This window comes from Nonomuraea jiangxiensis (genome assembly GCF_900099965.1).
Lineage (GTDB): Bacteria > Actinomycetota > Actinomycetes > Streptosporangiales > Streptosporangiaceae > Nonomuraea > Nonomuraea jiangxiensis.
Window position 1 is genome coordinate 363,002 of sequence record NZ_FNDJ01000009.1, and the last position, 25,966, is coordinate 388,967.

The 25,966-nt window shown below is 71.0% G+C and carries 24 protein-coding genes; 17 read left to right on the top strand and 7 right to left on the bottom strand.

Annotated elements, in window-relative coordinates; genetic code table 11:
• Window positions 1-36: 36 nt before the first annotated feature.
• The 4 genes from BLS95_RS55795 to BLS95_RS21745 all read left to right on the top strand — a co-directional run bounded on the left by BLS95_RS55795 (window position 37) and on the right by BLS95_RS21745 (window position 3,292).
• Window positions 37-177: a hypothetical protein gene (locus tag BLS95_RS55795; protein WP_176993310.1), complete on the top strand. Its 141-nt coding sequence runs from the start codon at window positions 37-39 to the stop codon at window positions 175-177.
• Between the two features lie 121 nt (window positions 178-298).
• Entirely contained in the window at window positions 299-1,501 is a 1,203-nt protein-coding gene (locus tag BLS95_RS21735; protein WP_090934106.1) for a phosphatidylinositol-specific phospholipase C1-like protein, read from the top strand.
• 160 nt (window positions 1,502-1,661) lie between these two features.
• Window positions 1,662-2,198 (top strand): RNA polymerase sigma factor, encoded by a 537-nt coding sequence (locus BLS95_RS21740; RefSeq protein WP_245765196.1) that lies wholly within the window; start codon window positions 1,662-1,664, stop codon window positions 2,196-2,198.
• Window positions 2,195-3,292 carry a hypothetical protein gene (locus tag BLS95_RS21745; RefSeq protein WP_090934009.1) on the top strand — a complete coding sequence of 366 codons (1,098 nt, stop codon included), beginning with the start codon at window positions 2,195-2,197 and terminating at the stop codon, window positions 3,290-3,292. The genes BLS95_RS21740 and BLS95_RS21745 overlap by 4 nt, the downstream gene beginning before the upstream one ends.
• A 120-nt stretch (window positions 3,293-3,412) precedes the next feature.
• Here the strand turns inward: BLS95_RS21745 and BLS95_RS21750 are convergent, their stop codons facing one another.
• Both BLS95_RS21750 and BLS95_RS21755 read right to left on the bottom strand, forming a co-directional pair.
• On the bottom strand, window positions 3,413-3,913 hold the full coding sequence (locus tag BLS95_RS21750; protein ID WP_090934011.1) for a chorismate--pyruvate lyase family protein: 501 nt from the start codon (window positions 3,911-3,913) through the stop codon (window positions 3,413-3,415).
• A gap of 143 nt (window positions 3,914-4,056) precedes the next feature.
• Window positions 4,057-4,590, bottom strand: a complete 534-nt coding sequence (locus tag BLS95_RS21755) for an EF-hand domain-containing protein (RefSeq protein ID WP_090934012.1) — start codon at window positions 4,588-4,590, stop codon at window positions 4,057-4,059.
• 168 nt (window positions 4,591-4,758) lie between these two features.
• Between BLS95_RS21755 and BLS95_RS21760 the strand changes: the two genes are divergently transcribed.
• Together BLS95_RS21760 and BLS95_RS21765 are read left to right on the top strand one after the other, a co-directional pair.
• Window positions 4,759-5,574 carry a methyltransferase domain-containing protein gene (locus BLS95_RS21760; protein WP_176993311.1) on the top strand — a complete coding sequence of 272 codons (816 nt, stop codon included), beginning with the start codon at window positions 4,759-4,761 and terminating at the stop codon, window positions 5,572-5,574.
• A gap of 108 nt (window positions 5,575-5,682) precedes the next feature.
• Window positions 5,683-6,486 carry an SAM-dependent methyltransferase gene (locus BLS95_RS21765; protein ID WP_090934015.1) on the top strand — a complete coding sequence of 268 codons (804 nt, stop codon included), beginning with the start codon at window positions 5,683-5,685 and terminating at the stop codon, window positions 6,484-6,486.
• A 92-nt stretch (window positions 6,487-6,578) separates the two neighbouring features.
• On the opposite strand, the gene BLS95_RS21770 is transcribed toward BLS95_RS21765, so the two are convergent.
• On the bottom strand, window positions 6,579-7,364 hold the full coding sequence (locus BLS95_RS21770) for an SAVMC3_10250 family protein (RefSeq protein ID WP_090934016.1): 786 nt from the start codon (window positions 7,362-7,364) through the stop codon (window positions 6,579-6,581).
• Window positions 7,365-7,453: 89 nt separating this feature from the next.
• Between BLS95_RS21770 and BLS95_RS21775 the strand changes: the two genes are divergently transcribed.
• The 10 genes from BLS95_RS21775 to BLS95_RS21815 all read left to right on the top strand — a co-directional run bounded on the left by BLS95_RS21775 (window position 7,454) and on the right by BLS95_RS21815 (window position 20,373).
• On the top strand, window positions 7,454-10,981 hold the full coding sequence (locus tag BLS95_RS21775; RefSeq protein ID WP_090934017.1) for a WD40 repeat domain-containing serine/threonine protein kinase: 3,528 nt from the start codon (window positions 7,454-7,456) through the stop codon (window positions 10,979-10,981).
• A 143-nt stretch (window positions 10,982-11,124) separates the two neighbouring features.
• Window positions 11,125-11,946 (top strand): sensor histidine kinase, encoded by an 822-nt coding sequence (locus BLS95_RS21780; protein ID WP_342742747.1) that lies wholly within the window; start codon window positions 11,125-11,127, stop codon window positions 11,944-11,946.
• An 11-nt stretch (window positions 11,947-11,957) separates the two neighbouring features.
• Window positions 11,958-12,140 carry a helix-turn-helix domain-containing protein gene (locus tag BLS95_RS21785; RefSeq protein ID WP_090934019.1) on the top strand — a complete coding sequence of 61 codons (183 nt, stop codon included), beginning with the start codon at window positions 11,958-11,960 and terminating at the stop codon, window positions 12,138-12,140.
• A 120-nt stretch (window positions 12,141-12,260) separates the two neighbouring features.
• A complete protein-coding gene (locus tag BLS95_RS59080; protein WP_281250021.1) occupies window positions 12,261-12,392 on the top strand; it encodes a hypothetical protein in 132 nt (43 codons plus the stop codon).
• Window positions 12,393-12,696: 304 nt separating this feature from the next.
• Window positions 12,697-13,653: a hypothetical protein gene (locus BLS95_RS21790; protein WP_218135907.1), complete on the top strand. Its 957-nt coding sequence runs from the start codon at window positions 12,697-12,699 to the stop codon at window positions 13,651-13,653.
• A gap of 369 nt (window positions 13,654-14,022) precedes the next feature.
• A complete protein-coding gene (locus BLS95_RS21795) occupies window positions 14,023-15,879 on the top strand; it encodes an AfsR/SARP family transcriptional regulator (RefSeq protein ID WP_090934020.1) in 1,857 nt (618 codons plus the stop codon).
• A gap of 230 nt (window positions 15,880-16,109) precedes the next feature.
• A complete protein-coding gene (locus BLS95_RS21800; RefSeq protein ID WP_090934021.1) occupies window positions 16,110-17,543 on the top strand; it encodes an aspartate aminotransferase family protein in 1,434 nt (477 codons plus the stop codon).
• Window positions 17,525-18,571 carry an NAD-dependent epimerase/dehydratase family protein gene (locus BLS95_RS21805; RefSeq protein WP_090934022.1) on the top strand — a complete coding sequence of 349 codons (1,047 nt, stop codon included), beginning with the start codon at window positions 17,525-17,527 and terminating at the stop codon, window positions 18,569-18,571. Before BLS95_RS21800 ends, BLS95_RS21805 begins: the two co-directional genes overlap by 19 nt.
• Before the next feature lie 16 nt (window positions 18,572-18,587).
• The gene (locus tag BLS95_RS21810; RefSeq protein ID WP_090934023.1) at window positions 18,588-19,571 is read left to right on the top strand and encodes a UbiA prenyltransferase family protein; all 984 of its coding nucleotides are present in this window, start codon (window positions 18,588-18,590) and stop codon (window positions 19,569-19,571) included.
• Between the two features lie 22 nt (window positions 19,572-19,593).
• Window positions 19,594-20,373 carry an AfsR/SARP family transcriptional regulator gene (locus tag BLS95_RS21815; protein WP_090934024.1) on the top strand — a complete coding sequence of 260 codons (780 nt, stop codon included), beginning with the start codon at window positions 19,594-19,596 and terminating at the stop codon, window positions 20,371-20,373.
• Here the strand turns inward: BLS95_RS21815 and BLS95_RS21820 are convergent.
• The 4 genes from BLS95_RS21820 to BLS95_RS21835 are packed head-to-tail and all read right to left on the bottom strand — an operon-like array spanning window position 20,363 to window position 24,567.
• Complete coding sequence (locus BLS95_RS21820; RefSeq protein WP_143043822.1) at window positions 20,363-21,475, bottom strand: endonuclease/exonuclease/phosphatase family protein; 1,113 nt, start codon at window positions 21,473-21,475, stop codon at window positions 20,363-20,365. The two genes, BLS95_RS21815 and BLS95_RS21820, sit on opposite strands and share 11 nt — an antisense overlap.
• Complete coding sequence (locus BLS95_RS21825; RefSeq protein WP_090934026.1) at window positions 21,472-22,515, bottom strand: glycosyltransferase family 2 protein; 1,044 nt, start codon at window positions 22,513-22,515, stop codon at window positions 21,472-21,474. The genes BLS95_RS21820 and BLS95_RS21825 overlap by 4 nt, the downstream gene beginning before the upstream one ends.
• 3 nt (window positions 22,516-22,518) lie before the next feature.
• Entirely contained in the window at window positions 22,519-23,544 is a 1,026-nt protein-coding gene (locus BLS95_RS21830) for a glycosyltransferase family 2 protein (protein ID WP_090934027.1), read from the bottom strand.
• 18 nt (window positions 23,545-23,562) lie between these two features.
• Window positions 23,563-24,567, bottom strand: coding sequence for a glycosyltransferase family A protein (locus BLS95_RS21835; protein ID WP_176993312.1), 1,005 nt, complete (start codon window positions 24,565-24,567; stop codon window positions 23,563-23,565).
• Window positions 24,568-24,726: 159 nt separating this feature from the next.
• Here BLS95_RS21835 and BLS95_RS55800 point away from each other — a divergent pair, with 159 nt between their 5' ends.
• Complete coding sequence (locus tag BLS95_RS55800; RefSeq protein ID WP_176993313.1) at window positions 24,727-25,950, top strand: endonuclease/exonuclease/phosphatase family protein; 1,224 nt, start codon at window positions 24,727-24,729, stop codon at window positions 25,948-25,950.
• The last annotated feature ends 16 nt before the right edge of the window (window positions 25,951-25,966 follow it).

The window sequence follows — 25,966 nt, forward strand, 5'->3', positions numbered from 1 at the left end:
AGACCGAGCTTCGGCGGTTTCTACGCCGTCGACAGCGTGGACGCCTTCCGGCAGTCGCATCCGGAGCTCGACTGGCAGGGCGAGATCGAGGTGCCGGGTGGCAAGGGTGCGACCTTCCTGGACCCGGACGGCAACCCTGTTCACCTGTTCGACCAGAGCACCGCCGGACCCGAATAGCGCCGACTTCGCCTGATTCAGGCAAGGTTCATGCTGCCGGTGATCTTTCGGAGGGTGAAAGGCACTGGGGGGACACAGCGCCTCTCTAACCTGCGGCGGGTTGTTCACCTACGGAGGATTCATGATCACTCGCGCCCGCGTGGGCATCTTACTCGCCGCCGCCTTCGCCACGGTCTTCACCAGCGCCGTCGTCCCCGCCGCGGTCCTGGCTCAGCAGTCGAACCAGGCCGAGACGTCGGCGAGTGCCACCACGCACTCCGGCAAGATCCGGATGAACGAGATCCAGTTCATGGGCGCCCACAACGCGTTCCATCGTGAGATGCAGGGCGCCGAGCTGGTCGAGTCGCTCAAGATCGACCCCGGTTACCCGTCGTGGGGGTTCTACTCACACGCCTCCATCGACACCCTCCTTGGCCGGCAGAACGTTCGCGCCCTCGAATTCGACCTGCTGCCCGACCCCGACGGCGGCCTCTACCGGCATCCGCTCGCCCGCAAGCAGGCCGGACTCGGCCCGATCGAGGACCCGGCCATGGCCGCTCCCGGCATGAAGGTCATGCACGTCGCCGACCAGGACTACAACTCCACCTGCCGTACTCTGGTGCTCTGCCTCCAGCAGGTGAAGACCTGGTCGAAGGCTCACCCCGAGCACGTGCCGGTCATCCTGCAGCTGGAGCTCAAGCAGACCGACGACCGCTGGGAGCGGCTGGGTGGCGCGGTCAGCCCGCCCTGGGACCGCGCGCTGCTGGACGGCATCGACCAGGAGATCCGCTCGGTGTTCTCCGAGTCGCAGCTGATCACCGCCGACGACCTGCGCCGGCCCGGTCTGACGCTGGAGCAGTCGATCCTCAAGTACGGCTGGCCGGACCTCGACTGGGCGCGCGGCAAGGTGATGTTCTTCTTCGACAACGGCGGCCCCGGCACGATTCGCGACATGTACCTCGACGGACACCCCAGCCTCCAGGGCCGCGCGGTCTTCACCCGAGGCAACCCCGGCGACGCCGACGCTGCGATCACTATGGTGAACGACCCGCGCGGCGGTAACGAGGCGACCATCCGGGACCTGGTCAAGCGCGGCTACATCGTCCGCACCCGCTCGGACGAGCCGCTCAAGACGATCACCGAGAAGGACTTCGCCCGGGTCCAGACCGCCCTGGCCAGCGGCGCCCAGATGGTGACGACCGACTTCCCCAGCGTCGGCATGACCGCCCGCTACGACAGCGACTTCGTGGCCGAACTCCCCGACGGCGGCCCGGTCCGCTGCAACCCGGTGGCCGCGCCGCGCGGCTGCCACGACGACAAGCTGGAGCCCTCGTACTCCCGATGAGAGCAGTCTGAACGGGCGGCCCTCCACGAGCGGACGGCCGCCCGAGCGGGAGCCGTTCCGCCTGCTCCGCTGAACCAGAGGGCGGGCCGGTCGTGAAATTTTCGGCCACAGGAAGCTGCGGATCGGCGGGTGCGCGCGTTCATTGGGCATGGAAGCTGAAGTGCTTCGGCCGAAGGAGCGGATCTCCGGTTCGCCCGCCACGGCCTGGAAGGCGTCCGCCGAGGTCGAACTCGGCCGCCTGTATCGAGATCACCGCCTCAGCCTGGTACGGCTCGCCGTGCTGCTGCTCGGCGACCAGGAGGCCGCCGAGGACGTCGTCCAGGACGTCTTCGCCCGCCTGTACGGCGGCCGCGCCCCGGAGGAGATATCCCTCGCCTACGTCAGGACGTGCGTGCTCAACGGCTCCCGTTCGCTGCTGCGCCGCCGCAAGATGGTGTCGAGATCGATGGAACGGGACGGCGGCGCGCGGGCCGAGTCGGCGGAGGTCTCCACGCTGCTCGGCGAGGAGCGGCGGGAGATGCTCACGGCACTGGGCCGACTGCCCCGCAGGCAGCGCGAGACCCTGGTGCTCCGCTACTACCTCGACCTTTCCGACGCCGAGATCTCGCAGGTCATGCGGATCCGCGAAGGCACCGTGCGATCCACGGTGGCGCGGGCGCTGGCGCGCTTGCAGAAGGAGCTGGAGGGCAACGCATGAACACCATCGAGGAACGCCTCCGCGAGACACTGACCGCCCGCGCCGCCATCGTGCCGGACCACCTGCCACCCGACCTGTCCGACCTGTCCCTGCCCGAACCACCCCGGCGCGGGCGCCGGCTGGCGCCGGTGGCCGTCGCGGCGATGATCGCGGCCCTGATCGCGGGGATCGCCGTGGTCGTCCAGCAGCGTATGGCGGACCCACAGCCGGCCTCCATCCCGGCCACTCCGCCCTTCTACGTGGGCTCCGTCGTCACGGACTACGCGGACGTGTCCTACGGGCCGTGGGAGGTGTACGCCACCGCCACCGGCGCACGGGTGGCCACGACCCTGCCCCAGCTGTCACACGCCCGTGTCGCGGGTGTGGGAGACGGTCGCACGTTCTTCCTGGCCGGACGTAACACCGATGCCAGGCACAAGAGGACGACGTTCTACCGGATCACCCTGAACGACCGGGGACAGGCTTCCGCTGACAAGATCATGGCCCTCCCGTCCTGGGAGCCCATCGAGTCCATGGCCGCCGCACCGGACGGACGTTCGTTCGCGTTCAGCATGAAGTCGACCCAGGTCGATTGCGCCCGCGCCTGTGCGTCGTGGCGGGAGCTCAGGGTCTGGGACGTGGTCAGGTCGCGGGCGAGCGCGCTTTATACCGCTCCTGTCGACAAGTTCCCGCCCGTGGTGGGCATGTCGTGGCTGGGCGACGGTCACACGCTGGCGCTCAGCCTGTATGAACGGACGACCCTGCAGGCCAGGGCGCTCGACCTCAGCAAGGAGCGCACCGGCGACCTGCGATCCAGCCGCGTGGTCACACAGTCCGGGGGCTCGCTCGCCGGCAGGCGGGGGGCGGCGGCCTTCGTGGTGGTCACGTCGAGGACGGAGGGCCGTACCCTCCTTGGGGAGTTCTCGGCCAAAACGGGCAAGCGGCTGCGCGAACTGACGGTCGGCGGCTGGTTCGACCCCATCGGGTACGACGCGAAGGGAAAGGCGCTGCTGGGCGCCACCCGTACGGGGCTCGCCCGGCTGGACGGCTCACGGCTGACCCCGATCAGGACACCCCCGCTCAAGGCGGGCCAGCGGCTCGTGGCCGCTTGGTGACCGCGACCACGACCACACAGCCGTGCATCGTTACCGGCCTCAGCGGGTCTGAGTTGTGCGATGGGCGTGGCGAGGCCCCAAGACCTTGTTCAGGGAAGGCGGGCCGTGCGCGAGGCCGGTTCAGGTCATGATGCCGGGCGGGACGACGTCTGGGTTGAAGGTTTCCCAGACGAGCATGAGGGGTGTGGCGGCAGCGCGGATGAGGTAGGCCTTGGACGCGGCATCGCGCTGGCGCGTGCTCCATCGGGCCAGGCCGCTGGAGCGCCGGCGGCGTTCGTGATCGATGTCGTGGGCGATGAGGGCGAGCCCGAGCGGGCGGGCGGGGTCGGCGGCGATGCGCTGCATGAGGGGGACGCCCAGCGAGACGATCACCTTGTTGCGGGAGACCGGCGTGCCGTGCCGATCGAGCAGCAGCGAACTGCGGACGGCTACGGTGGCGCCGTCGGCGAGCTGCAGCAGGGCGCGCACGTCGGCGGGCATGCGGTCGGCCCGCTGGTCGGCCACGTGCTGCGGGCCGACGCTGATCGGGCCGCCCGTCAGCGCCTGGAGCAGCAGCGTGGTCGAGCCGTCGCCGGCCAGCAGCATGCGGGTGAGCGCACTGGTGAAGGAGCCGACCGGCACCGGCCGCAGACCCTCGGGCCGGTAGGCCGGAAGGGAGGGTTGCGGCCGGTCCGTCCGGGTTTGCTGCCCGGCGGGCGCGTCCTGCGGACCGGGCGCACCGCCGGGAGCTTGGCCGGGGCGAAGCAGCCCTGATCGGCTATGGGTCACGCCGACCGCGGGGCCAGCAGTTGCCCGGGGATGTCCGCCGAGGCGCTGACGTAGTAGTCCCTGATGGCCGCCGCCCAGTCTCGGGTGGCGACTCGGTCGTTGTCGCCTGCCAGCTCGGCGAAGAGCTGTGCCACCTGCGGTGGCGCGAAGCCGATGGCCGTCATGCAGGCGACGAAGTCGGCCCGTTCGACCTCCCCGTCGTCGTCGGGGTCGGCCACGGCGGCCAGCGCGTGGGCGTAGGGCGAACCGTACTGGTCGAAGTGAACGGCGTCGGGGATGGCCGCCGCGTATTCCTCGAAGGTGACGACGCGGTCGCCGTCACGGTCGGTGTCCGCGGCCAGGCCCTGCCAGTAGGCGCGGCATCCCTCCCTCAGGGCGTGGGCCTTGGCCGGGTCCGCCTTGACGGCGTTGAGAACGCGGTCGGCTAGCAGGTCGAAGTCGTCCGCCTGCAGCTGGCCGTCGCCGTTGGCGTCCAGCAGCGAGAAGCGGGCCCGAAGGCGGGTCAGGCGGGACGTGGCGTCCATCGACATGTCGTGTCTCCTCCTGAGACAGGAAGGAGTGGCCAGGGAGGTGGTCAGGGCCGCACACCCTTTCCGCCACCCGGCCCCTCGCTCAAAGTAATGGTATGGATACTCTAAGTAATCGACAGGTGGCTGTCCATCCGCGACGACCAGCCCGACCACAGCGAGGGGACCCAGGTGACCCGATCTGCTCCAGCGCCACACAGCTCCACCTACCTGCTCGGCTCCTCGACCGCGGAACACCGGCGGCTGCTGGCCCAGGGTGACCTCCTGCGCGAGGCCGCGCGCAGCCTGCTCAGCCGCCTTCCGCTCCCCGACCAGGCGCGCGCGATCGACGTGGGCTGCGGCCCCCAGGGCATTCTGGACCTGCTCAGCGACAAGGTCGGCCCGCGTGGCACCGTCGTCGGCCTCGACAACGACGAGCAGATGATCACCTGGGCGCGGGAGTCCATCGCGAACCTGAGCCTGCCCAACGTCTCCACCACGCTGGGCACCCTCTCCGGCGACAGCGAGCCGGCCTTCGACCTGACGCACTGCCGGCTCCTGCTGATCAACAGCGCCGACCCGGAGGCGATCGTCGCCTCGATGGCGGCGGCCACTCGCCCCGGCGGCTGGATCGCCGTGCAGGAATATGACTGGGCCACCTGGCAGTGCGACCCGCCCCACCCGGCCTGGGACACGCTCAAGACCCTGCTCGCCTCGGTGTTCGGCGGGGACGTGCACATCGGAGCCCGGCTGCCGAGCCTGCTGCGCGACGTCGCGGGCTGCCCGTACGTCCACACCATGGCACACACCTTCTACTGGCGCGCCGTCAATCCGTACCAGAGGCTGCTGTTGCACTTCGCCGGCCTGTTCGGCGAGAGGCTCCACGGCCGCGGCCTCGACCCGCACACTCTGGCCACCCTGACCCGCGAACTTGGCGACCATCTCGCCCACCCCGCCACCGTCGTGCGCGAAAGCCTGCTGGTGCAGGCATGGGGCCGCAAGCCCTGACAGGACAGCGGCACCTCGTCGCCCGGGCGATCATTTTCAAGGAAGCGGCCTCGGTCCATGCCGAGCGTCTAGGATCTTGGGTGATCAACTCCGCGAGGAAGGACCCCTGTGGCCGAGCAGACAGACAAGTGGACGAGTGCGATCGACACGACCCGGCCGAGCATCGCCAGGGCCTACGACGTCGTCCTGCACGGCAAGGACAACTTCGAGGTCGATCGCGCCTTCGTCGCGGAGATCACCAAGGTCGTGCCGGAGATCTACGACGTGGCGGCCTACAACCGGCAGATGCTGGGCCGGGGCGTCCGGTTCCTGGTCGATCAGGGTGTCACGCAGTTCCTCGACCTCGGCTCGGGGTTGCCGACCGTGCAGAACACCCACCAGGTCGCGCAGGAGGTGGACCCCGCATCGCGCGTGGTCTACGTCGACAACGACCCGATGGTGCTGGCGCACGGCCGCGCCCTGCTGGCCGAGAACGAGCGCACCGCGGTGGTCGCCTCCGACCTGCGTGACCCGGCGGCGATCCTCGCCGACAAGGCCGTGCAGGAGCTCATCGACCTCGACCGCCCGGTCGGCGTGCTGCTGGTCGGCATCCTGCACCACCTGCACGACGACGAGGACCCGCAGGGCATCGTCGAGGCGTACATGGCCGCGGTCCCGTCCGGCAGCCACCTCTTCATCACCCACTTCTGCGACTCCAGCCCCGAATCCCGTGAGGCGGAGCAGAAATATCTCGCGCTCCTCGGCACCGGCCGGTTCCGCACCGTCGCCGAGATCACCGCCTTCTTCCACGGGTGCGACCTGGTCGAGCCGGGCGTCGTACCGTTGCCGCTGTGGCGCCCCGAGACGGCCGTTCCCGAGGAGCTGACCGTGGGGCAGCGCCTGATGTTCGGCGGTATCGCCGTCAAGCGCTGACCGCCGGCCCGGCGGCGACACCGTGGCGCCCGCGCCCGAGGTTCCCGCCCCCGGTGCCGTTCATCACCCACCGCCGCACTCGCCGGCGGGGGTCAGAGCGTGTACGGGAGAGGCTCGACGTACTCGACGGACAGGGGGCTGGCCAGTAGCAGGCGCTGTGCCTGTCCGGGTCCGTGTCCGCAGACCGCGGTAATCCGCGCGTAGCCGCTCATCCACACCGCCGTGGCCGGGCTTACTTGGCGCTCCAAGCCGCGTACGATCTCCAGGACCACGGCCGTGAACCAGTCGTGCGCCCGGTGGGCGAGGCCGAACCCGGCGACGCCGTCGGCCCCCGTCGACGAGCCCTCAAGTTGGTTCATATCCTTTGCCACGGTTTGCACCCGGGCACCGCCGGCCACGTCCGCGGCGATCCGCTCGAACAGATTCGCGCTCGACGCCAGCCGCGGGAGGCCGCTTTCGTCGTCCGGCACGCCGGTGTTCATGTTGTGCGTGGAACCGTGCAGAAGAAGTCTGGTGGACGGTCCATTGTCCGGTACGTTGTCAGCGGTCTGCAGAAAGAAGACCGCCGAATGGAAGATTTCGTCCCGCGGCACGACGACATTGAACCTGGTCCTGAATTCGATCCATTGTCCCGCCGTGAGGCCGGGCTCGGTGACCGGCCTCGGCTTCCTTCCTGACCTCGTCAGATCGGCGATGACCTCGTCGATCAGGGGAAGGCGCCGCTCCGGCACCGCGCCCTGGGCCTCGGTCGCCAGCTCCACGAAAGGCGCCTTGATGGTGATTCCACGCGCGGACCACAGCCGTTTCCACCACGGTTTCGGACCCCGCGGCTGGAAATTGCGGAGCTTGGCCGCGGACAGGTAGATCAGCTCGGGCACCTTCCCATCATGTTGCACTCCGGTAAGCCGGACAACAGCGTTGTCGGCAATCGCTAACGTGGTGGTCACCGTCCTGAACGGAGTCGCGCATGGCCCAGGAACGTCTCACCGCGCGGGACCCTTCGCGGATCGGGGCCTACCACCTGTGGCGGCGGTTGGGCGCCGGAGCGCAGGGCGTCGTCTACGAGGCGTACCCGGCCTCCGGAACGCCGGTCGCGTTGAAGGTGCTGCGCGCCGATGGCGTGACACCGCCGCCAAGACGCGAGGTGGAGGCGGCGAGCAGGATCGGTGGCCCCTGGGTCGCGAAGGTCCTGGCCTTCGATCTGGCGGGATCGCCCGCGTACATCGCCAGCGAGCTGATCGCAGGGCCGAGCCTGGCCGAGGCGGTCGCCCGCGACGGCGTGCTCACCGGCGCCCACCTGGAAGGTGTCGCGTCCGCCGTCGCGTCCGCGCTCGCCGCGATCCACGGCGCCGGAGTGGTGCACCGTGACCTCAAACCGGAGAACGTGATCATCGGCCCGGACGGCCCCAGGGTGGTGGACTTCGGCCTCGCCCGCATGGTGGACCACCAGCAGACGGACGGGCACGGGCAGCCCGGCACCCTCGCCTACCTCGCCCCCGAGCTCCTCACCCCCGGCCAGGGGCGGCAGGGACCCGCCGCCGACGTGTTCGCCTGGGGAGCCCTGGTGCTCTTCGCCGCCACCGGACGGCACGTCTTCGACCGTGACCGGCCCGCCGCGATCATCGACGCCCTCCGGTCTCACAACCCTGACTTGTCCGCCTTGCCCGCTTCCCTACGTCCGTGGGTCGAGTCGGCCCTGGCGAAGTCGCCGCGCGATCGTCCCACGTCCGCGCTGCTCATGAACACCCTCCAGGGCGCAGGCCCGTACGCCGACTCCGGAGGATGGACGGCCCCGCCCGCGACCGCGGACCGCGTGTACGACGCACTCAGCCCCGGCCAGCAGGACGCGCTGCCCGCGATCCTGTTACGCATGGTGACCCCCACCTGGGTGCCCAGCGGGCGCGCGGGCGGCGGCGACCTCGACTACGGGACGGCATCGGTCACCCGCCAGGACTTCGACGGCACGGTCGGCCTCGACGCCCTCGCCCTGGATGACCTGCTACGCCACATGTCGGACGAGGGCCTCGTCGTCGGCGGGCCCACGATGCGGATCAACTCGGCCGTCCTGGCGACGTGGCCGAGGCTGCGGGCCTGGCTGCACGACGAGGGCCTCGACCTCCTGGAGTTCAACACGATCAGGCTCGCCGCCCACGCCTGGCAGGGCGGGGCCCAGCCGCGCGAGCTGCTCAACCGCGAAGAGCTCCACGCCGCCACCCGCTGGACCGCGGCCCGGCACCACACCGCGCTGAACGACACCGAGCGTCACTTCCTCCTCATGAGCGGCCGTGCCAGGATCAGGGCCGCCCGGCGGAACAGGACGATCGTCGCCGCCCTCGCGCTCCTCCTGGTCGCCGCGCTGGGCGCGGCCGGTCTCGCCGCTCAACGCCAGCGCGACACCGACCGTCAACGCGACCTGGCCGCCGCACGCGAGTTCCACGCCCTGAGCAGGCTCCACCGCAGCGACCCGGCCCTTTCCGGAGGAGTGGCCGTCGCGGCCTGGCAGCTCGACCCGTCCCCGGAGAGCCGAGCCCAACTGCTGGACGTCCTCGCGACACCGGCCAGGGCGGTGCTCGCCGGCCACACCGGTGCCGTCGTCTCGGTGGCGGGCAGCCCGGACGGCAGGCTGCTGGCCACCGGCGGCGAGGACGGCACGGTACGGTTCTGGGACCTGGCCACGCGCCGCCAGGTCGGTGCTCCGCTGACCGTCACCGGGCGAATGATCGACGAGGAGATGGGGTCGGTCAAGGCGGTGGCGTTCAGCCCGGATGGTCGCATGCTCGTCACCGGGGGCGGGGACGGCGCGGTTCGCGTGTACGACGTGAGCACCCGCCGTCGGATCGGCGAGCCGCTCTTCGTACCCCTGAACGACTCCGACTTCGCCGTGGTCAGCGATCTCGCGCTCAGCCCCGACGGCAGCACCGTGGCGACCGGCATCAGGTACAGCACCGACGCCCGACTGTGGGACCTGAGGACCGGGCGCCAGATCGGAGCGCCTCTGAGCGGCGGAGACGACGCACCCGTTTCCCTGGCGTTCAGCCCCGACGGCACCCGGTTGGCGTCCTGTGGCGAGGGCTCCGCCTACGTGTGGAAGGTGAGATCCCGCGAGCGGGTGAAAGTGGGAGATGACGGTTGCCTGGCCGCCGTCTTCTCGCCCGATGGCGACGCCTTGGCCACCGCCGACTCCGACAAGAAGACCCGGCTGTGGGACGTCCGCACCCGCACGCGGATCGGCGAGCCGATGGCCGGCCACACCGGGAAGGTCGTGGCCCTGGCTTTCAGTCCCGACGGGCAGGTCCTGGCGACCTCCGGTGACGACGGGACGGCACGGTTGTGGGACGTGCGGACGCAGAGCCAGGTCGGCGACCCGCTCACCGGCCACACGGGCACCGTCCAGGCCCTGACCTTCATCGCTGACGGCGGGATGCTGGCCACCGGAAGCGACGACGGCACCGCGCGGCTGTGGGACGTGCGAACCCACCGGCAGATCGGCGGCCCGTTCACCGGCCACACCGGCCCGGTCCTGGCGGTCCGGTTCGGCCCCGGCGGACGGACGCTGAGGAGTGGCGGGTCCGATCGCACCGCGCGTGTCTGGGACCGGCCGACCTACCGGCAGGTCAGCTCCCACCGGATCATCGGCCTGCCCGACCGGGTCGACGTGATGGACCTCGACGCCGGCGGCCGGCTGATGGCGGCCAGTGCCAGGGGCACGACGGTGTTGTGGGACATGACGGCGCATGAGCGGGTCGGGCCGCTGCGCGAGAACGGCTTCGACACGGGCGAGATCTACGGAATGGCGTTCAGCCCCGACAGCACGATGCTCGCGCTCGGACGGGTCGACCACGCGGTGCTGCTGTGGGACACCAGAACCCTGCGGCGCTCCGGCCCTCCGCTGACCGGCCACGGCGACGTGGTCACCGCTCTGGCGTTCAGCCCTGACGGCATGACGCTCGCCGGCGGGGGCTCTGACGCGACGGTACGGCTGTGGGACGTGCGCGCGCGCAAACAGGTAGGTAACCCTCTTCCCTACGGCCCCGGCAGCGCGGTGACGTTCAGCCCTGACGGACAGATCCTGGCCATCGGCGCCGACTACGGCGCGGTGCGGTTGTGGGACGTGCGGACGGGCCGGGAAAAGGGCAGCGCCCTCACCGGTCACCGCGACTCGGTCCTCTCGCTCGCGTTCAGCCCCGACGGCTCCCTGCTGGCCTCCGGTTCCGCCGACGGGACGGTCCGCCTGTGGGACGTCGAGGCACGCCGGCAGATCGGCACACCCTTCACCGATCATGGCGAGATGGTCCTGTCCCTTGAGTTCAGTCCGGACGGCACGGTGCTCGCCTCCGCCGGTCGGGAGGGAACGGTTCGCCTGTGGGAGGTCTCGATTCCTTCGCATCCCGACCGAGCGGTATGCGCGGCCTCGGCCAGGCCCCTGACCCGGGAGGAGTGGTCGCGCCTCCTGCCTGGGGGTCCGGCGTACAGGAGGGTCTGCGCGCGGGGGTGAACTGATGAAGGTGGTACTGGCGAGACCTAGTTTTTGACAGGGCCGGCTGGGACCTCGTGCTCTCGCCCGTCCGGCGGTTGGCTGGTGTACGGCCGCTGGAAAGTCGTCGCGGGCCGCTGAAAGGAGGTACAGCAGTGAGCATCATGGCCACGCCGGAGCCGCGTTCGGACATGGTCCTGCTCGATGCCATGTCGGACGAGCTTGAACTGATCAATATCGGCGGTGCCGGTGGACGGATGACGGAGACGGCGGATGCCGCTGTGTCCCGGCTGGCCCGCGAGATCAACATTGTGCTCGGCCGGTTGGACGATGCCGAAAGGTGCACCAGGACCGCGCTGGAGGAGCAGCGCCGGGTCGGGGCGGATGCCGCGCACGCACTGCGTACGCCGGTCGCCGCGCTGCGCGCGGAGCTGGAGGAAGCCCGCATGAACCCCGGCCGCACCGACCTGGACGGCCTGCTGAGCCGTACGCTCGGCGCCGTGGACCGGCTCCAGGAGGTCATCAGGGAGTTGCGGCTGCTCGCCGACCCGCCGAAGCCGAGCGGCGACGGGGACGCCGTCGATCTGGCGGCACTGGTCGAAACCGAGCTTTCACGCTGCGTGAGCACCCGGCCGTTGGTGCTGTCGGGCGGCACCGGCGTCTTCGTCACCGCCGACCGTTGCCGGCTGCGGAGGGCGCTGGCGATCATGCTGCGACACGCCAGGCGGCACACCGGAGGCGCGATTTACGTACGGGTGCGTCAGTCCGGCGGCATCGCCGAGCTCAGCCTCGCCGCCGGACCTGCCCCGGAGGGACGGATGCCGTCGGACACCTGCCGGCTGGACACGGCGAGGACCGACAGGTGCCTCGGTCTGGGGAGCGTCTGGGGCATCGCGCACGCGCTGGATGGCGCGTTCACCGTTCAGGGCACGCCGTGCGGCGGCTCGCGTCTCCTGCTCCGGCTCCCCCTGGCCCCCGCCTCCTGACCCCGCCGGACGTGGGTCTGCCCCGGCGATCCGACGGCCGCCGGGTGGCCGGCCTGCGCCGCGAGGCGCTCGCACTGGCCGCCGGGGTCAGCGTCGACTACTACACCCGCCTGGAGCAGGGGCGGGTCGGCAACGTTTCCGACCAGGTGCTGGAGGCGGTCTCCGGCGTCCTGCGGCTGACAGTGATGATGTAGATGAGCGCTTCCCGCGCCTGTGACTTCATAGGAGCCTGGCCAGAGGCCCCATCACTGTCATGTCCGCCTTGCCCGGCTGGTGCGTGCCGCCCTGCCCCCGGTCAAGACGACAGGACGACGATGACCTCCATTACACCCCAGACCGCGCCGCTCACCGAAGTCGCCGGCGGCGTGGACACCCACCAGGACACCCACACCGCAGCGGTGATCGACCCGGTCGGCCGGGTCGGATGCGCGCCTTCGGACAGCTGAACCGGATCGGTGTCGAAGGCACCGGCGTCTACTAAGCCAGACGGCGGCACCATGGCGAGGGCGCGTTCACAGGTCCATGGTCCACGCGTCTTCGGTGCCGCAGGAGACGATGCACCGGGGCGAATCCGATCAGGTGTTATGGGATCTTTCGCCCTTAGGGTCTGGTTCATCGGTACGTTCGGTCGAGTTCGCGTGAATGATCTCCACGACGGCCAGAGTCTCCACGGGAGTTGGGAAGGGCGTCCAGCGCACCCGGATCCGCGCGCCTTTCCCAACCTGTGTGTGCCCTTGGAGGGAAATGATGATGACCCGTGTCAGTGTCGCAGCAGGTGTGGCGGCGTCGATCGCCGTCGGAGCCCTGGCGTTGAGCATGGTCGCCCCCGCGCAGGCGGCTCAGCCGGCGCAGGCGCGCTCCGCCGCCGGCGTGGCCGCCGTCGCCGAGCCGCCGGCCTTCACCGCCACCCTTGCCAGGTCGTACGACACGTTCGACGCGAACCAGGCGGTCGCCGTCGACAAGAAGTACTTCTACGTGGTCGACAACCGTAAGATCACCAAGCACGACAAGGAGACCGGCAAGCCCTTGCTGCAGTTCGTGTCCGACCCCGCCGGCCCCATGATCCACATGGACAGCGCCGTCGTGGTCGGCGACAAGCTGTACGCGGCGCACTCCAACTACGACCGGTCGCCGATGCAGAGCTCGATCGAGGTGTTCGACACCAGGACGTTGAAGCACATCGACACCTACAGCTTCGGCGTCTACCGCGGCTCGCTGACCTGGCTGGACCGCCACGACGGCGCGTGGTGGGCGGGCTTCGCCAACTACGACGTGGTGCCCGACGGCGAGACCGAGCCGTACGGCGGGACCGACAACACCCAGATCGTCAAGCTGAACGACGACTTCCAGGTCGTCGAGTCGTGGAACATCCCGAAGGCGATCCTCGACCGCTTCAAGCCGATGAGCAACTCCGGCGGATCGTGGGGTCCCGACGGCCGGCTCTGGCTCACCGGCCACGACCTCGGTGAGGCGTACGTGATGAAGCCGCCCTCCGCGGGCGCGGAGCTCCAGTGGGTGGCCACCGTCGCCCTGCCGAGCGTCGAGGGCCAGGGCATCGCCTGGGACCGCTCGGACCACACGCCCGAGCTCTGGGCGATCAAGCGGTCCACCTCGCAGGCGCTGAGCTTCACCGTTCCGTTCCGGTCGATCAGCGACCCGGACACCCCGACCTGGCAGGTCTTCGGCCCGGGCCAGTTCCAGCAGTAGCACCCGCGCTCCCGTGCCCCCGCGGGGGCGCGGGTTTCGGCGAGCATGACAGGTAGGTGCTGTACCGCACGAGAATGGCATGAGGGCCGTATGGCGATTCACGCCCGGCACCCGGGGTTAAGGACCTGCTCGCGCCGGTCGAGGCGAATTTCTCGCATCCCGCATATCACGCGGAAGTAAATTTCAGCACGCCTGGAACCGCTCTCACCGCACTGGCCCCAGCCATTCCGGACGCGTAATCTTCTTATTCCGTTCCAGGAAGTACCGTTCCAAGGCGGCTTCCGTCGATCATTGGTCGCGGCAAATCAAGATCTGTGGGCAATCGTACGGTTCCTGTTGGTGAAAAGCCGCGCACTGCAGGGTGGTCGTATGGATTTCAAGATCCTCGGGCCGATCGAGGTTCGCACCTCTCTGGGGAGGCCGATCGCGCTCGGACGCCGAAAACAGCGGATCCTGCTGGCGGCCCTGCTGCTCAACCCGGGCAAGGCGATCCCCAGCCGGCGCATGCTCGACTGGTTGTGGGGCGAGCGCGCTCCGGCCACTGCCGAGTCGAACCTCTACACCTATATCTCCGCACTCCGCAAGGTGCTCGGCTCCCCCTCCCGCATCGAGGCGGGCTCCAACGGATACGTGCTGCATGTCACGCCCGGCGAGGTCGACGTCACGTTGTTCGAGGACCTCGCCGCGCAGGGGCAGCGGGCGCTGTCCGAAGGGCGCCACGACGTCGCGCTCGAACGGCTGACCCGGGCCCTCTGCCTGTGGCGCGGCGAGTCCGTCCTGGAGGAGCTCCCCCTGCCCGCGCCGCTGCGCTGCGAGGCTGCGCGGCTGGAGCGGCTGCGGGCGACCGTCGTGGACGCCTCGCTGGAGGCCCGGCTGGCGCTCGGCCTGCACGGCGAGATGCTCGCCGACCTGGAGGCCCTGACGTCCAGGGACCCGCTGAACGAGCGGCTGCGGGCACAGCTCATGCTGGCCTTGTACCGTTCCGGCCGCAGGGCCGACGCGCTGACGGTCTACCAGAACGCGCGGCTGACGCTGGCCGCCGAGGTCGGCATCGACCCCGGCCCGGACCTGATCCGCATGCACCAGCGCATCCTCGCCGACGACCCCGCGCTGACGCCGCCGCCGGCGGTCGCCGCCCGCCGGGTACCGGCCGAGTTACCCATCGGCTCGGCCGCCTTCACCGGCCGGGCCGCCGAGATCGCCCGCCTGCGCACGGTGCTGACCTCGGCCTCCGGCGCGACCGCCATCTCGGCGATCACGGGCGCCGCGGGGGTGGGCAAATCGGCGCTGGCCGTGCACGTCGCCCACCAGGTCGCGGGCCGGTTCCCTGACGGGCGGCTCTACGTGGACCTGCACGGCTCCACCCCCGGCGTCGCGCCGCTGAACTCCGCCGACGTCCTGGCCCGCCTGCTGCGCTCGCTCGGCGACGACACGGCCGGGCCGCCCGACGTGGACGAGGCCGCGGCCCGCTTCCGCTCGCTGACCGACGGCAGGCACCTGCTGCTCCTGCTCGACAACGCCCGCGACGCCGCGCAGGTGCGCCCGCTGCTGCCCGCGAGCCCCACCTGCCGCGTGCTGGTCACCGCCCGCCGGATGCTCACCTCGCTGGAGGCCGTGTCACACGTCCGCCTCGGCGTCATGGCCGAGGACGAGACCTCCACGCTGCTCGGCCGCCTGATCGGGGAGGAACGCGTGGCGGCCGAACGGCGCGCGGCACGCGCGATCGTACGGTTGTGCGCCGGGCTGCCGCTGGCGATCAGGATCGCCGCCGCCCGGCTGATCGCCCGGCCGGAGCTGTCGCTGCGCGCCCTGGCCGACCGGCTGGCGGTCGAGGACCTCCGCCTGTCCGAGCTCCAGTCCGACGACCAGGCCGTGCGGGCGTGCTTCATGATGAGCTACCGGAGCCTGGACGCCGAGTCCTCCCGGATGTTCCGGCTGCTGAGCCTGCTCGGCGGGGCCGCCATCAGCGTCGCCGCTGCCGCCGCCCTGGCCGACCGTCCCGAGCCGTGCACCGCCGACCTGCTCGACCACCTCGCCGAAACCCAGCTGCTGGAGGCGTGCGGCCACACCCGCTACCGCATGCACGACCTGCTCCGCCTGTTCGCCCGCGAACGGGCCAGGGAGGAGGACACCGAGGAGGACCAGGCGCAGGCCGTACGGCGGGCACGGAGTGACGTCTGGACGCCGCCCGCCCAGCCGGCCACCTACCTGACCGCGAGGGGCTGAGCCCGGCGGGCCGCCCCGCATCGGGAAATCAGCCGTAATCGCCGCGTGATCTGACCGATGAATACCCGGCGATCCGCCCCGCACCGCCACGCGCCGCCGACCTACACAAATCTGTATGGCATGGGGTGTAGCCGGATTCGACATTGTTGACGCCATGTCTCACCCTTTTCTCACCGCCGAGAAGAAGGCCGGGCACCAGCGGAATTCGCGCGAACCGGGAAGGGCAGGACGTGTCTGAGCTCATCGGCATCGACGAGTGTGAAAGTTTCACCGTAAAACAGGTCCAAGATCTGTACAGAAAGTACGTCAGCCGCAGCCAGGTCAACCTCATGACCTCCTTCGGCTTCGGCCGGGAGCTCGTCGAGAGCGCCGAGGGCGCCTGGATCCGGACCCGCGACGGCCGCCGCATCCTTGACGTCACCGGCGGGGTCGGCGTGCTCAACCACGGCCACAACCACCCCCGCGTCCTCCAGGCCCGGCGCCGCTTCGCCGACCGCCGGCGCATGGAGGTGCACAAGGCGTTCTTCTCGCCGTACGTGGCCGCCCTCAGCCACAACATCGCCGAGCTGCTGCCGGGCGACCTGAACATCTCCTACTTCCCGAACTCCGGCGCCGAGGCGAACGAGGGCGCCGTCAAGATGGCGTACAAGTACCACGAGGGGCGCCGCAACACCATCCTCCGCTCCGACATCAGCTTCCACGGCAAGACCCTGGGCGCGGGCAGCCTGACCGGATCGTCGGAGAACTCCTTCCGCTTCCCCGGTCTCCCCGGCATCGTCGTCCACCCCTACGGCGACATCGCGGCCGTCCGCGCGGCCGTCGAGGCCGCCCGCACCCCCGACGGCACGTGCGACGTCTACGCGATCATGGCCGAGCCGTTCAGCGCGTCGAGCATGCGCTGCTGGTCGGAGAGCGACCTGTACGAGCTGCGGCGGCTCTGCGACGCGAACGACATCATGCTGATCTTCGACGAGGTCTACACCGGCTGGGGCAAGACGGGCAGCCTCTTCTACTTCATGCGCTATCCCGACCTGCTGCCCGACATCCTCGTCTACTCCAAGTCCCTCGGCGGCGGCAAGGCGTCCATCGCCGGCTACACCGCCCGCGAGCGCGTCTTCCGCAGGGCCTACGACCGGCTCTCCGACGTCATCCTGCACAGCACCACCTACTACGGCTTCGGCGAGGAGACCGTCACCGCCATCGAGGCCGTCAACATCGTCGTCGAGGACGACTACCCCGCCAGGGCCCGGCAGATCGAGCGCATCCTGGGTCCCGGCCTGCAGGCCGTCCACAAGCGTCACCCCGACGTGGTCGCCCGGGTGAGCGGGGTGGGAGCGCTGTGGGGCGTGTTCCTCGGCGGCGGGCCCAAGGTGCTGGACCTGGCCGCCAAGCTCGCGCCCGGCTTCTCCGGGGACCCGCAGTTCCGGACCAAGCTGATCACGCTGTCGGTCATCGCCGACCTCTACCGCGAGCACGGCATCGTCTCCTACTACAGCCCGAACGCCGACAACCCCCTCGTCGTCGCGCCGACCCTGGCCATCGAACCGGACGACGTCGAGTACTTCCTCGACGGCCTCGACCGGACGCTGGCCAAGGGCCTGCCGCGGCTGCTCGCCCGGTTCGTACGAGAGAAGGTGGGGTCGCGATGGGCCGCCGGATCGTAGTCACCGGCAGCGCCGGGATGCTCGGCGGCCACCTGGCCCGCCGGCTCGTGCTCGACGGTCACGACGTGGTCGGGGTGGACCTGCGTCCCCAGGCCGACCCGCTGCCGGCGGCGGAGCACCGGATCGGCGACGTGCGCGACCTGCCGCTGATGACCGAGGTCATGACCGGCGCGGACGCCGTCGTCCACTGCGCCGGCGCGCTGCCCAGCTACCCGGCCGAGCAGATCCACGACCTGATCGTCGGCGGCACCCGCACCGTCCTGGAGGCCGGGCGCCGGGCCGGCGTGGAGCGGCTGGTCCACATCTCCTCCACCGCCGTGTACGGGCTGCCGACGCTCGTGCCCACGCCTGAGGACCATCCGCGCGCGCCGGTCGACCCCTACACCAGGGCGAAGGCCGCCGCCGAGGAACTGGCGGAGAAGTACCGGGCCGACGGCATGTGCGTGCCGATCCTGCGCCCCAAGACCTTCCTCGGCCCCGGCCGGATGGGCCTGTTCGCGATGCTGTTCGAGTGGGCCGAGGAGGGCCGTAACTTCCCGGTGCTCGGCCGCGGGGACAAGCGCATCCAGATGTTCGCGATCGAGGACCTGGTGGACGCCGTGGCCGTCGTGCTCGACGCGCCGCCCGACGTCGCCGGCGACACCTACAACCTGGCCGCCGCCGAGTTCGGCACGCTGCGCGCGGACTTCCAGGCGGTGCTCGACGCGGCCGGGCACGGCAGGCGGGTCGTCTCGCTGCCCGCGGGACCGGCCCTGGCCGGGCTCCGGCTGCTGGAGCGCACCAGGCTGTCCCCGGTGTACGGGCGGCTGGCGCGCAAGCTGCTCGCCGATTCCTATGTCAGCATCGACAAGGCCCGTGAACGGCTCGGCTTCCGTCCACGGCTGTCCAACCAGGACGCGATTCTCCGCACGTACGCATGGTGGCGGGAACACCGTGCGGCGGGCTCACCGGCCGGCTCGCGGGGCGGCGCGACGAGCCGTGACGCGTGGCGGCAGGGCGCGCTGTCGCTGGCGAAGATCTTCTTCTGAGCTGGTGGGGTAAAGCATGCGCCTTGTCGAATCGGCAGACGTCCCGGAGAGCCCGCAGCGTCAGGGAGCGACGCTGGACCCGGCTCCGGAGACCCGCAAGCGCCTGGTCGCGGATCTGGCCGCCCTGATCCGGCCCTCCCACGCGGCCAAGGCGATCCTTCTCGTGCCCGTGGCGCTCATCGGCGCGCCCTCCCCCAGCCTGGCCGAGGTGGTCGGCGTCGGCTGGGCCACGGTGGCGTTCATGGTCGCCTCCGCCGCCGTCTACATCGGCAACGACATCGCCGACCGGCACCGCGACCGCCTCCATCCCGTCAAGCGCGAGCGCCCCATCGCGGCCGGCCGGGTGCGGGTGCTGACCGCGGGCGCCTGCTGCGTCGTCCTGCTGGCGGTGCTCGCGGCCGTCGTCGCCCGGGAACCGGTCTCCTCCTGGCCGGTGCTGGTGTACCTCGCGCTCAACGTCGCCTACAGCCGCCTGCTCAAGCACATTCCGCTGGTCGACGTGGGCACGGTCGCGGCCGGCTTCGTCCTGCGCGTGATCCAGGGGTACGAGGTGACCGGCGACCGGGTGCCCGCCTGGCTGCTGATCACGGTGTTCTCGATGTCCCTGCTGCTGCTCATCGGCAAACGCCGCCAGGAACTGCTGGAGGCCGGGGCCGTCCACCGGCCCGCGCTGCGCGGCTACTCGATGGAGCTGACCAACTGGCTGCTGCAGATCGCGTCCGTGCTCGCCCTCGTCTCCGGCCTGATGTACCTGCGTGACGAGGGGCCGTTCGGCCCGCAGCACGGCCAGACCGCGATGATGCTGTCCACCCCCTTCGCGCTCTTCGCCCTCTTCCGGTACCTGCAGTTGCAGCTCGTGGACAAGGAGGGCGGTGACCCGGTGCGTGTCCTGCTGCGCGACCGCGTCATGGTCGCGAACTCGATGTTGTGGGCCGCCACCCTGGGTGTGACGCTCGTACTCGTCCATCACCCGTCCCTGGCGGCGGCCCTCCACCTGTGAGAACGACTGCGAGAGGAAGGCGATGGACGTCCGCTTACTGGGACCGGTCGAGGTGATCGCCGGTGACCGCCGCGCCCCGCTGGGACCACCCCAGCGACGCGCGGTGCTGGCCGCCCTGGCGATCGACGCCGGCCACCCCGTGTCGCTCCGCACGCTGATCGAGCGTGTCTGGGACGATCCGCCGGACCGGGCGACCGACTCGCTGTACGCCCACATCGCCCGCCTGCGGCAGGCGCTGACCTCGACCGGGGTCTCCATCGAGCGCCGGAACGGCGGTTACGAGCTCGATGTGGACCCCGAGCGGGTGGACGCCCACCGGTTCCGGCGGCTGGCCAAGCAGGCGCAGCTCCGCGCCCGCGACGACCACGCCAGGACCCGGCTGCTGGCCGAGGCGATGGACCTGTGGCGTGGCGCGCCGCTCACCGGCATCCCGGGGGAATGGGCCGCCCGCATGCGATACGGCATCGAGCAGCAGTTCGTCGGCGCCGTCGTCACCTGGGCACAGGCGAACCTGCGCCTGGGCCGCCCCGACATCGTGGTCACCGAGCTGACCCCGCTGGTGCCGCGTTACCCGCTCGCTGAGCCGCTGGCGAGCATGCTGATGCGCGGCCTGTGCTCACTGGGACGCGGCGCGGAGGCGGTGGCCCTGTACGCCCGCCTGCGCGGCTACCTGGCCGACCACCTGGGCATCGAGCCGGGGCCGGAGCTGCGCGCGCTGCACCTCGGGATCCTGCGGGCCGGCACCGCCCCGCCCGCCCGGCCGGCCGGGCGGGGCCTGCTCTACGCCCAGGTCACCGGCTGAGCGAGAGCACCAGCTGCTGCCCGCTGTGGTCGGACAGGTCGCCCGAGCGGACCAGCCGGTACTCGTGGACGGCGATCTCCGGCGTGGTGTACGCCCAGTCGATCCGCCACCACGGCCACCGGTCGTCCCAGGTGGCGGGGTAGAGCGAGCGCAGCGCCGGGGCGGCGTCGGCCATCCGCTCCGACACCAGGCGCAGGATGCCCATCGCGGGCGAGGCATTGAAGTCCCCGGCCAGGACGGCGGGCAGCGGGTTCGCCTGGATGTCGGCCGCGAGCGCGCGGAGGTTGGCCTTGCGTGCCTCGTGCTGCGTGCGGTTGAGGCTGAGCAGGTCGAGGCCGCCCGCGGACGGGTCGACCGGCGAGTTGATGTGGGAGTTGTAGAACGAGACGGTCCGGCTCCCCACGCGCAGGTCCGTACGCAGCGTCTTCACCGTGTAGAAACCGGGCCAGTCGGAGCCGGGCGGCACGGGTGTTTCACGCATGCTCTCCGGGCGCAGGTCGAGGCCGCGCTGCAGGACGATGGGGAACCGCGACAGCGTCACCAGTTCGCTCGCCGTGGCGATGTGGAACCCGGGGAACTCCCTGCGCAGCCTGTCCAGGTCGTTCACCCGGATCGGCCGGGAGTCCGCGCCGAAGTGGACGTACTCCTGCAGCAGCAGCACATCGGCGTCCTGGGCGCGCAGGTAACGGTAGAAGGCGGCGACGTCCGGCGGGGGCGTGCCGGTGGGCGGCGGCATCGAGCGGCTCACCGGCTGGTCCCAGTACCAGGTGTTCCAGGAGAAGACCGTGATCGCGTCCGGCGGAGCCGGGACGGCGCGATGCCACAGCGAGGCGAGGTTGAGCCCGCTCGCGCCCCCGCCCAGCGTCAGGGACACCAGCGCCACCGCGGCGGCCGCCCGGCGGGCGCGGCGCGCCGCCGTCAGGGCCGCGGCGAGCAGCACCACGGGTACGGCCGCCAGCGCCAGCGGCGGAACCAGCTCGGGAACCTGCCACCACCACACCCGGCCGGACAGGACGCGGTGCAGCACCACGAACACCAGCCAGGCGGTCGCCGCGCACAGCACCAGCGGGATCCTCCGGCGGGCCCGCGGTGCAGCCGTCACGTGGCCGCCTCACCCGTGACCGGGGGGCGCACGGTCAGGTCGGGGTCGTAGAGCCGGCGGAACCTGGCCGAGCACAACCACCGCGCGACCCCGGCCGCCACCCCGGCCGCGATGGTCACGTTCACCAGGAAGTGCACGACGCCGAAGTAGAGCAGGAACAGCGGGCCGCGCCTGCGCAGCACGAAACGGTACATACCGAGGTCGGCCAGCAGCGACGCGGCCAGGGCCAGGGCCGCGAGCGCGGCACCGGCCGGGCCGAGCGGGATCGCCAGGGGCAACGCGGCCACCGCCGCCAGCGCGGCGAGACTGCCGCCGGCCCGGCTGGAGGTCTCGAACCCGCGGGCGAAGCGCCGCCGCCGCGCGTACAGCGGCACCCGGGCGCGTCCCCGCCGGTACAGCTTGCGCAGCAGTTTGAAGAGCCGGTCGTCGTGGTCGTGCCGCGAGCGCACCGAGGTCGTGAGCACCATGTCGTACCGCTGGGTGAGGCGGTGGCCGTAGTCGACCTCCTCGGTCTCGCGCAGGCGCGTGTTGAACGGCCCGACGTCGTCGAAGACGCGGCGCGGCATCGCCATCAGCGCCGGGAACAGGAACGAGATGGGCCCCTCGGAGCTGACCGTCCAGTAGTGGTACTGCAGCGCCCGGTACTCCTCGACCAGGCTGTCGCGGATCAGCGGCTCGGCATCGTGGATGCTGCACACCGCGCCCAGCTTTGGATCGGCGGCGAGCATGCCCACCGCCACCTCGACGGCGTCGGGGTAGGGGGCCACGTCGGAGTCGGCGAACACCAGGATCTCGCCGCGCGCGTGCGCGACGCCGAGGTTGCGCGCCCCGGCCACGCCCAGGTTGCGTTCCGTGCGGATCACCCGTACGCCGAGCCGCCGCGCGACCTCGACCGAGCCGTCCGTGCTGCCGTCGTCCACGACGATCAGCTCGATCGGCCGGTAGGTCTGCGCCAGCATCGCCCGCAGGCACAGCTCCAGCGAGGCGGCGTAGTTGTAGTTGGGCACGATCGCCGACACCAGCGGCCCCTGCTCGGTCATCGCTCACACCCCCGCCGACGCCGACCGGGCCGGCAGGTCGTACGTGCGGCGGAACCGGCTCGACAGCAGGCACTGGGCGGCGCCGGCGAACACCGCCACCGCGACGGTGACGTTCACCAGGAAGTGCACCGCGGTGAAGTACAGGGTGAAGCGGGTGCCGGCGTAGCGCCGGACGAAGCGGTACATGCCGAGGTCCGCCGCCACCGAGCCGGCCAGCAGCGCGATCGGCGCGGCCAGCCAGGCGGGGCCGAGCAGCACCGGCAGCGGCGCGGTGAGCACGGCGAACAGGGCGGCGAGCGAGCCCCAGCCGCGGCTGCTGTCGGCCGGGCCGCCGTTGAAGTCCGGGCGGCGCAGGTACAGCGGGATGTGCAGGCGCGCCCGGTGGAAGAACTTCGACAGCACCACCTTGAGCCGGTCGTCGTGGTCGTGCCTGCCCCTGATCCTGTTGTCCAGCACGATGCGGTAGCGCTGGGTGACGCGGTGGCCGTACTCGGCGTTCTCGCTGTGGCGCAGCGCGGGATTCAGCGGGCCGACCTCGCGGAAGACCTCCGCCCTCATCGCGAAGAGCGCGGAGTAGATCGTGGTGATCTCGCCCTCGTCACCGGAGATCCAGTAGTGCAGCTGGAGGCTGCGATAGCGCTCCACGAGGCTGTCGGGGATCAGTGGCTCCGGGTCATAGGTGCCGCACACCACGCCCAGGGTGGGATCGGCGGTGAGCAGGTTCACCGCGTGCTCGACCACGTCCTCGGCCAGCGCCAGGTCCGAGTCGAGGAAGAACAGCACCTCGCCGCGGGCGTGCTCGGCGCCGAGGTTGCGGGCCGCCGGGGCGCCGATGTTGGTGCCGGTGACCACGACCCGTACCCCGTGCCGGTGGGCGATCGCCACCGAGTCGTCGGTGCTGCGGTCGTCGACGACGATCACCTCGATGTGCGGGTACGTCTGCCGCTCCAGCGCGCTCAGGCACAGGCCGAGCGTGCGGGCGTAGTTGTAGTTCGGCACGATGACCGAGACCAGCGGTCGTCGCTCCATGATCGATGCCCCCTTCGGCTAGTTCTGGGCCCGCTTGTCCCGGCGGGCGAGCGCGAACCGCTGCAGGACGCCCACCGCTCCGCCGAGGGCGCCGGTGAAGGTGACGGCGAGGTGCACGCCGGTGAAGTACAGGCCGAACCCGACGCCCCGCCGGGCATACGCGAAGCGGTAGGTGCCGGCGTCCAGGGCGATGGCGGCGGCGACCAGCGCGGGCGGGACGAGCGCGCCGGCGCGGCCCGCCGCCGGGGGCAGGACCAGCGGCAGGGCGAGCGCCGGGACGGCGGCGAGCAGCAGGACGCCGCCGACCGCGCGGGGCACGGAGTCCCCGGGGGTCTCCCCCTTGCGCCAGTCCAGTGCGCTGATGCGGGCGCGGCGGAACACCTTGCGCAGGATCGTGCCCACGGTGGCGTCGTGGTCCTTGCGTCCGCGGATCGCGTCGCTCAGCTTCACCTCGTACGACCGCGTCACGCGGATGCGGTAGTCGGAGGAGACGGTCTCGCGCAGCCGTGGGTCGAAGGGGCCGATCTCGGCGAACACCTTGGCGGGGACCGCGAGCACGGCCGCGTGCAGTTCGAGGGTCGGCCGGTGGGCGGGCATCCACCAGCGGTGCATCTGCAGAGCCCGGTACTGGGCGGCCAGGCTCTGCGCCGCCAGCGACTCCGGCCGCAGGATGCCGCCCAGGGCGCCGATCCCCGGGTGGGACTCCAGGATCCGCACGGCGTTCTCCACCGCGTCCGGGTCCAGGGCGATGTCGGCGTCGAGGAAGAACAGGATCTCCCCGGTGGCATGCTCGGCGCCGAGGTTGCGCGCGGGGGTCGGGCCGCCGTTGGCCTGGGTGCGTACGACCTTGGCGCCCTTGGACGCGGCCACCCGCGCCGCGTCCTCGGTGCCGCAGTCATCCACCACGATGACCTCGATATACGGATAAGTCTGCTTTTGCACCGCGTCCAGGCAGAGTCGCAACACCTCGGACCGGTTGTAGCTGGGGATGATCACCGAGACTAGCGGGCGCGCCCGACTCATGATGTGCTCCAGTGGCCGTGTCAGACCTCGTCTCCGGCTCACGCTAGGCACGACGGCTTGTTCCATTCTTGTCGCGCCGGCCGCGCCCGCCCGGCCGCCGCCGCTGACAAGGATGCGACAAGGACGCCTGAGTACGTTCACCCACCGAGGAGGGTGTTCATGAGCGACGGGGACGCGGTGATCGAGCGGCGGCTCACCCCCACGCCGCCCCGGCCGGAAAGGTCCTGGGCGGAACGGATCGGGCGTTTCGTCCGCCCGCGGCGGCGCTGGTGCTGGGGCACCAAGCTGGTCGTGACCGCCTCGGTGGCGTGGCTGCTCTTCGTGCTCTGCCACCTGCTGGCCAGCGGGCGCACCTCACTGTGGGCGCCGATCGAGCTGACGCCGCCGCTGCTGTTCCTGGTGGTCCCCGTGCTGCTGCTGGTCGTGGCGCCGCTGGCCCGGCCGGTGCGCTGGCGGATCATGTCACTGCTGGTGGTCACCGCGGTGCTGGGCGCCGGGCGGAGCGGGGTCAACTACGCCACCCTCTGGTACACGCCGCCCCCCGCGGGTCCGGGGGCCTTCACCGTGGCCGCCTGGAACACCGAGTTCTGGGACCAGGACTGGCGCACCGCCGCGGGCGACCGGTACTCCCCCGGGTTCTACGCCTACCTGCACCGCCTGGACGCCGACGTCTACCTGCTGACGGAGTACCTGTACGTGGACACCCGCGCGGGGGACATGCGGTCCCAGCGCTGGACCGCCGACCTGGCGATGCGCATCGACAAGCTGGCCGAGCTGCGCCGCGAGTTCCCCGGTTACCACGTCGCGGCCTCCGGCGAGCAGATCACGATCTCGCGGTTCCCCATCGTCGGGCACCGCGGCCTGGACCTGCGCCCATGGCTGCCGCCCGACCAGAAGGAGATCCCCGAGGCGCTGCGGGGCTGGCCGGAGGGGTACACGGTCGAGACGCTGCGCACCGACCTCGACGTCAACGGCGAGATCGTCAGCTTCTACGACGGCCAGATCTCCCAGCCCCCGCTCGAATGGCGGCTGTACGACGCCGAGTCCCGCGACATCGCCCTCGGCAAAACCCTGCGGCGGGAGGCGAGTTACCGGGCCATCGGCGCGGACATCGCGGCCAACCCCCATCCCGTCGTGCTCGCCGGCGACCTGAACACCTCCCCGGCCATGGGCATCCGCCGCCTGCTCCCCGAACGGCTCATCGACAGGACGCCCGCGCTCTCATCCCTCTATCCGGCGACCTACCTGGCCGGGACCGCCGAGCTGTGGCGGATCGACTGGCTCTACACCAGCCCCGAGGTGGCCGTGCACCGCTACGAGCTGCCCGGCGCCGAGGGGCTGTCCGACCATCGGGCCCAGCGCATGGTCGTGTCGGTGTCCTGACCGAAGCGGCCCGACC

Bases quoted from the DNA above. Each gene is read 5' to 3' on its own strand.
- BLS95_RS55800 (WP_176993313.1), top strand. From the start codon at position 24,727: ATGAGCGACGGGGACGCGGTGATCGAGCGGCGGCTCACCCCCACGCCG.
- BLS95_RS21810 (WP_090934023.1), top strand. From the start codon at position 18,588: ATGCGCCTTGTCGAATCGGCAGACGTCCCGGAGAGCCCGCAGCGTCAG.
- BLS95_RS21805 (WP_090934022.1), top strand. From the start codon at position 17,525: ATGGGCCGCCGGATCGTAGTCACCGGCAGCGCCGGGATGCTCGGCGGC.
- BLS95_RS21775 (WP_090934017.1), top strand. From the start codon at position 7,454: ATGGCCCAGGAACGTCTCACCGCGCGGGACCCTTCGCGGATCGGGGCC.
- BLS95_RS21745 (WP_090934009.1), top strand. From the start codon at position 2,195: ATGAACACCATCGAGGAACGCCTCCGCGAGACACTGACCGCCCGCGCC.
- BLS95_RS21780 (WP_342742747.1), top strand. From the start codon at position 11,125: ATGGCCACGCCGGAGCCGCGTTCGGACATGGTCCTGCTCGATGCCATG.
- BLS95_RS21735 (WP_090934106.1), top strand. From the start codon at position 299: ATGATCACTCGCGCCCGCGTGGGCATCTTACTCGCCGCCGCCTTCGCC.
- BLS95_RS21795 (WP_090934020.1), top strand. From the start codon at position 14,023: ATGGATTTCAAGATCCTCGGGCCGATCGAGGTTCGCACCTCTCTGGGG.
- BLS95_RS21825 (WP_090934026.1), bottom strand. From the start codon at position 22,515: ATGACCGAGCAGGGGCCGCTGGTGTCGGCGATCGTGCCCAACTACAAC.
- BLS95_RS59080 (WP_281250021.1), top strand. From the start codon at position 12,261: ATGACCTCCATTACACCCCAGACCGCGCCGCTCACCGAAGTCGCCGGC.
- BLS95_RS21835 (WP_176993312.1), bottom strand. From the start codon at position 24,567: ATGAGTCGGGCGCGCCCGCTAGTCTCGGTGATCATCCCCAGCTACAAC.
- BLS95_RS21830 (WP_090934027.1), bottom strand. From the start codon at position 23,544: ATGGAGCGACGACCGCTGGTCTCGGTCATCGTGCCGAACTACAACTAC.
- BLS95_RS21815 (WP_090934024.1), top strand. From the start codon at position 19,594: ATGGACGTCCGCTTACTGGGACCGGTCGAGGTGATCGCCGGTGACCGC.
- BLS95_RS21755 (WP_090934012.1), bottom strand. From the start codon at position 4,590: ATGTCGATGGACGCCACGTCCCGCCTGACCCGCCTTCGGGCCCGCTTC.
- BLS95_RS21790 (WP_218135907.1), top strand. From the start codon at position 12,697: ATGACCCGTGTCAGTGTCGCAGCAGGTGTGGCGGCGTCGATCGCCGTC.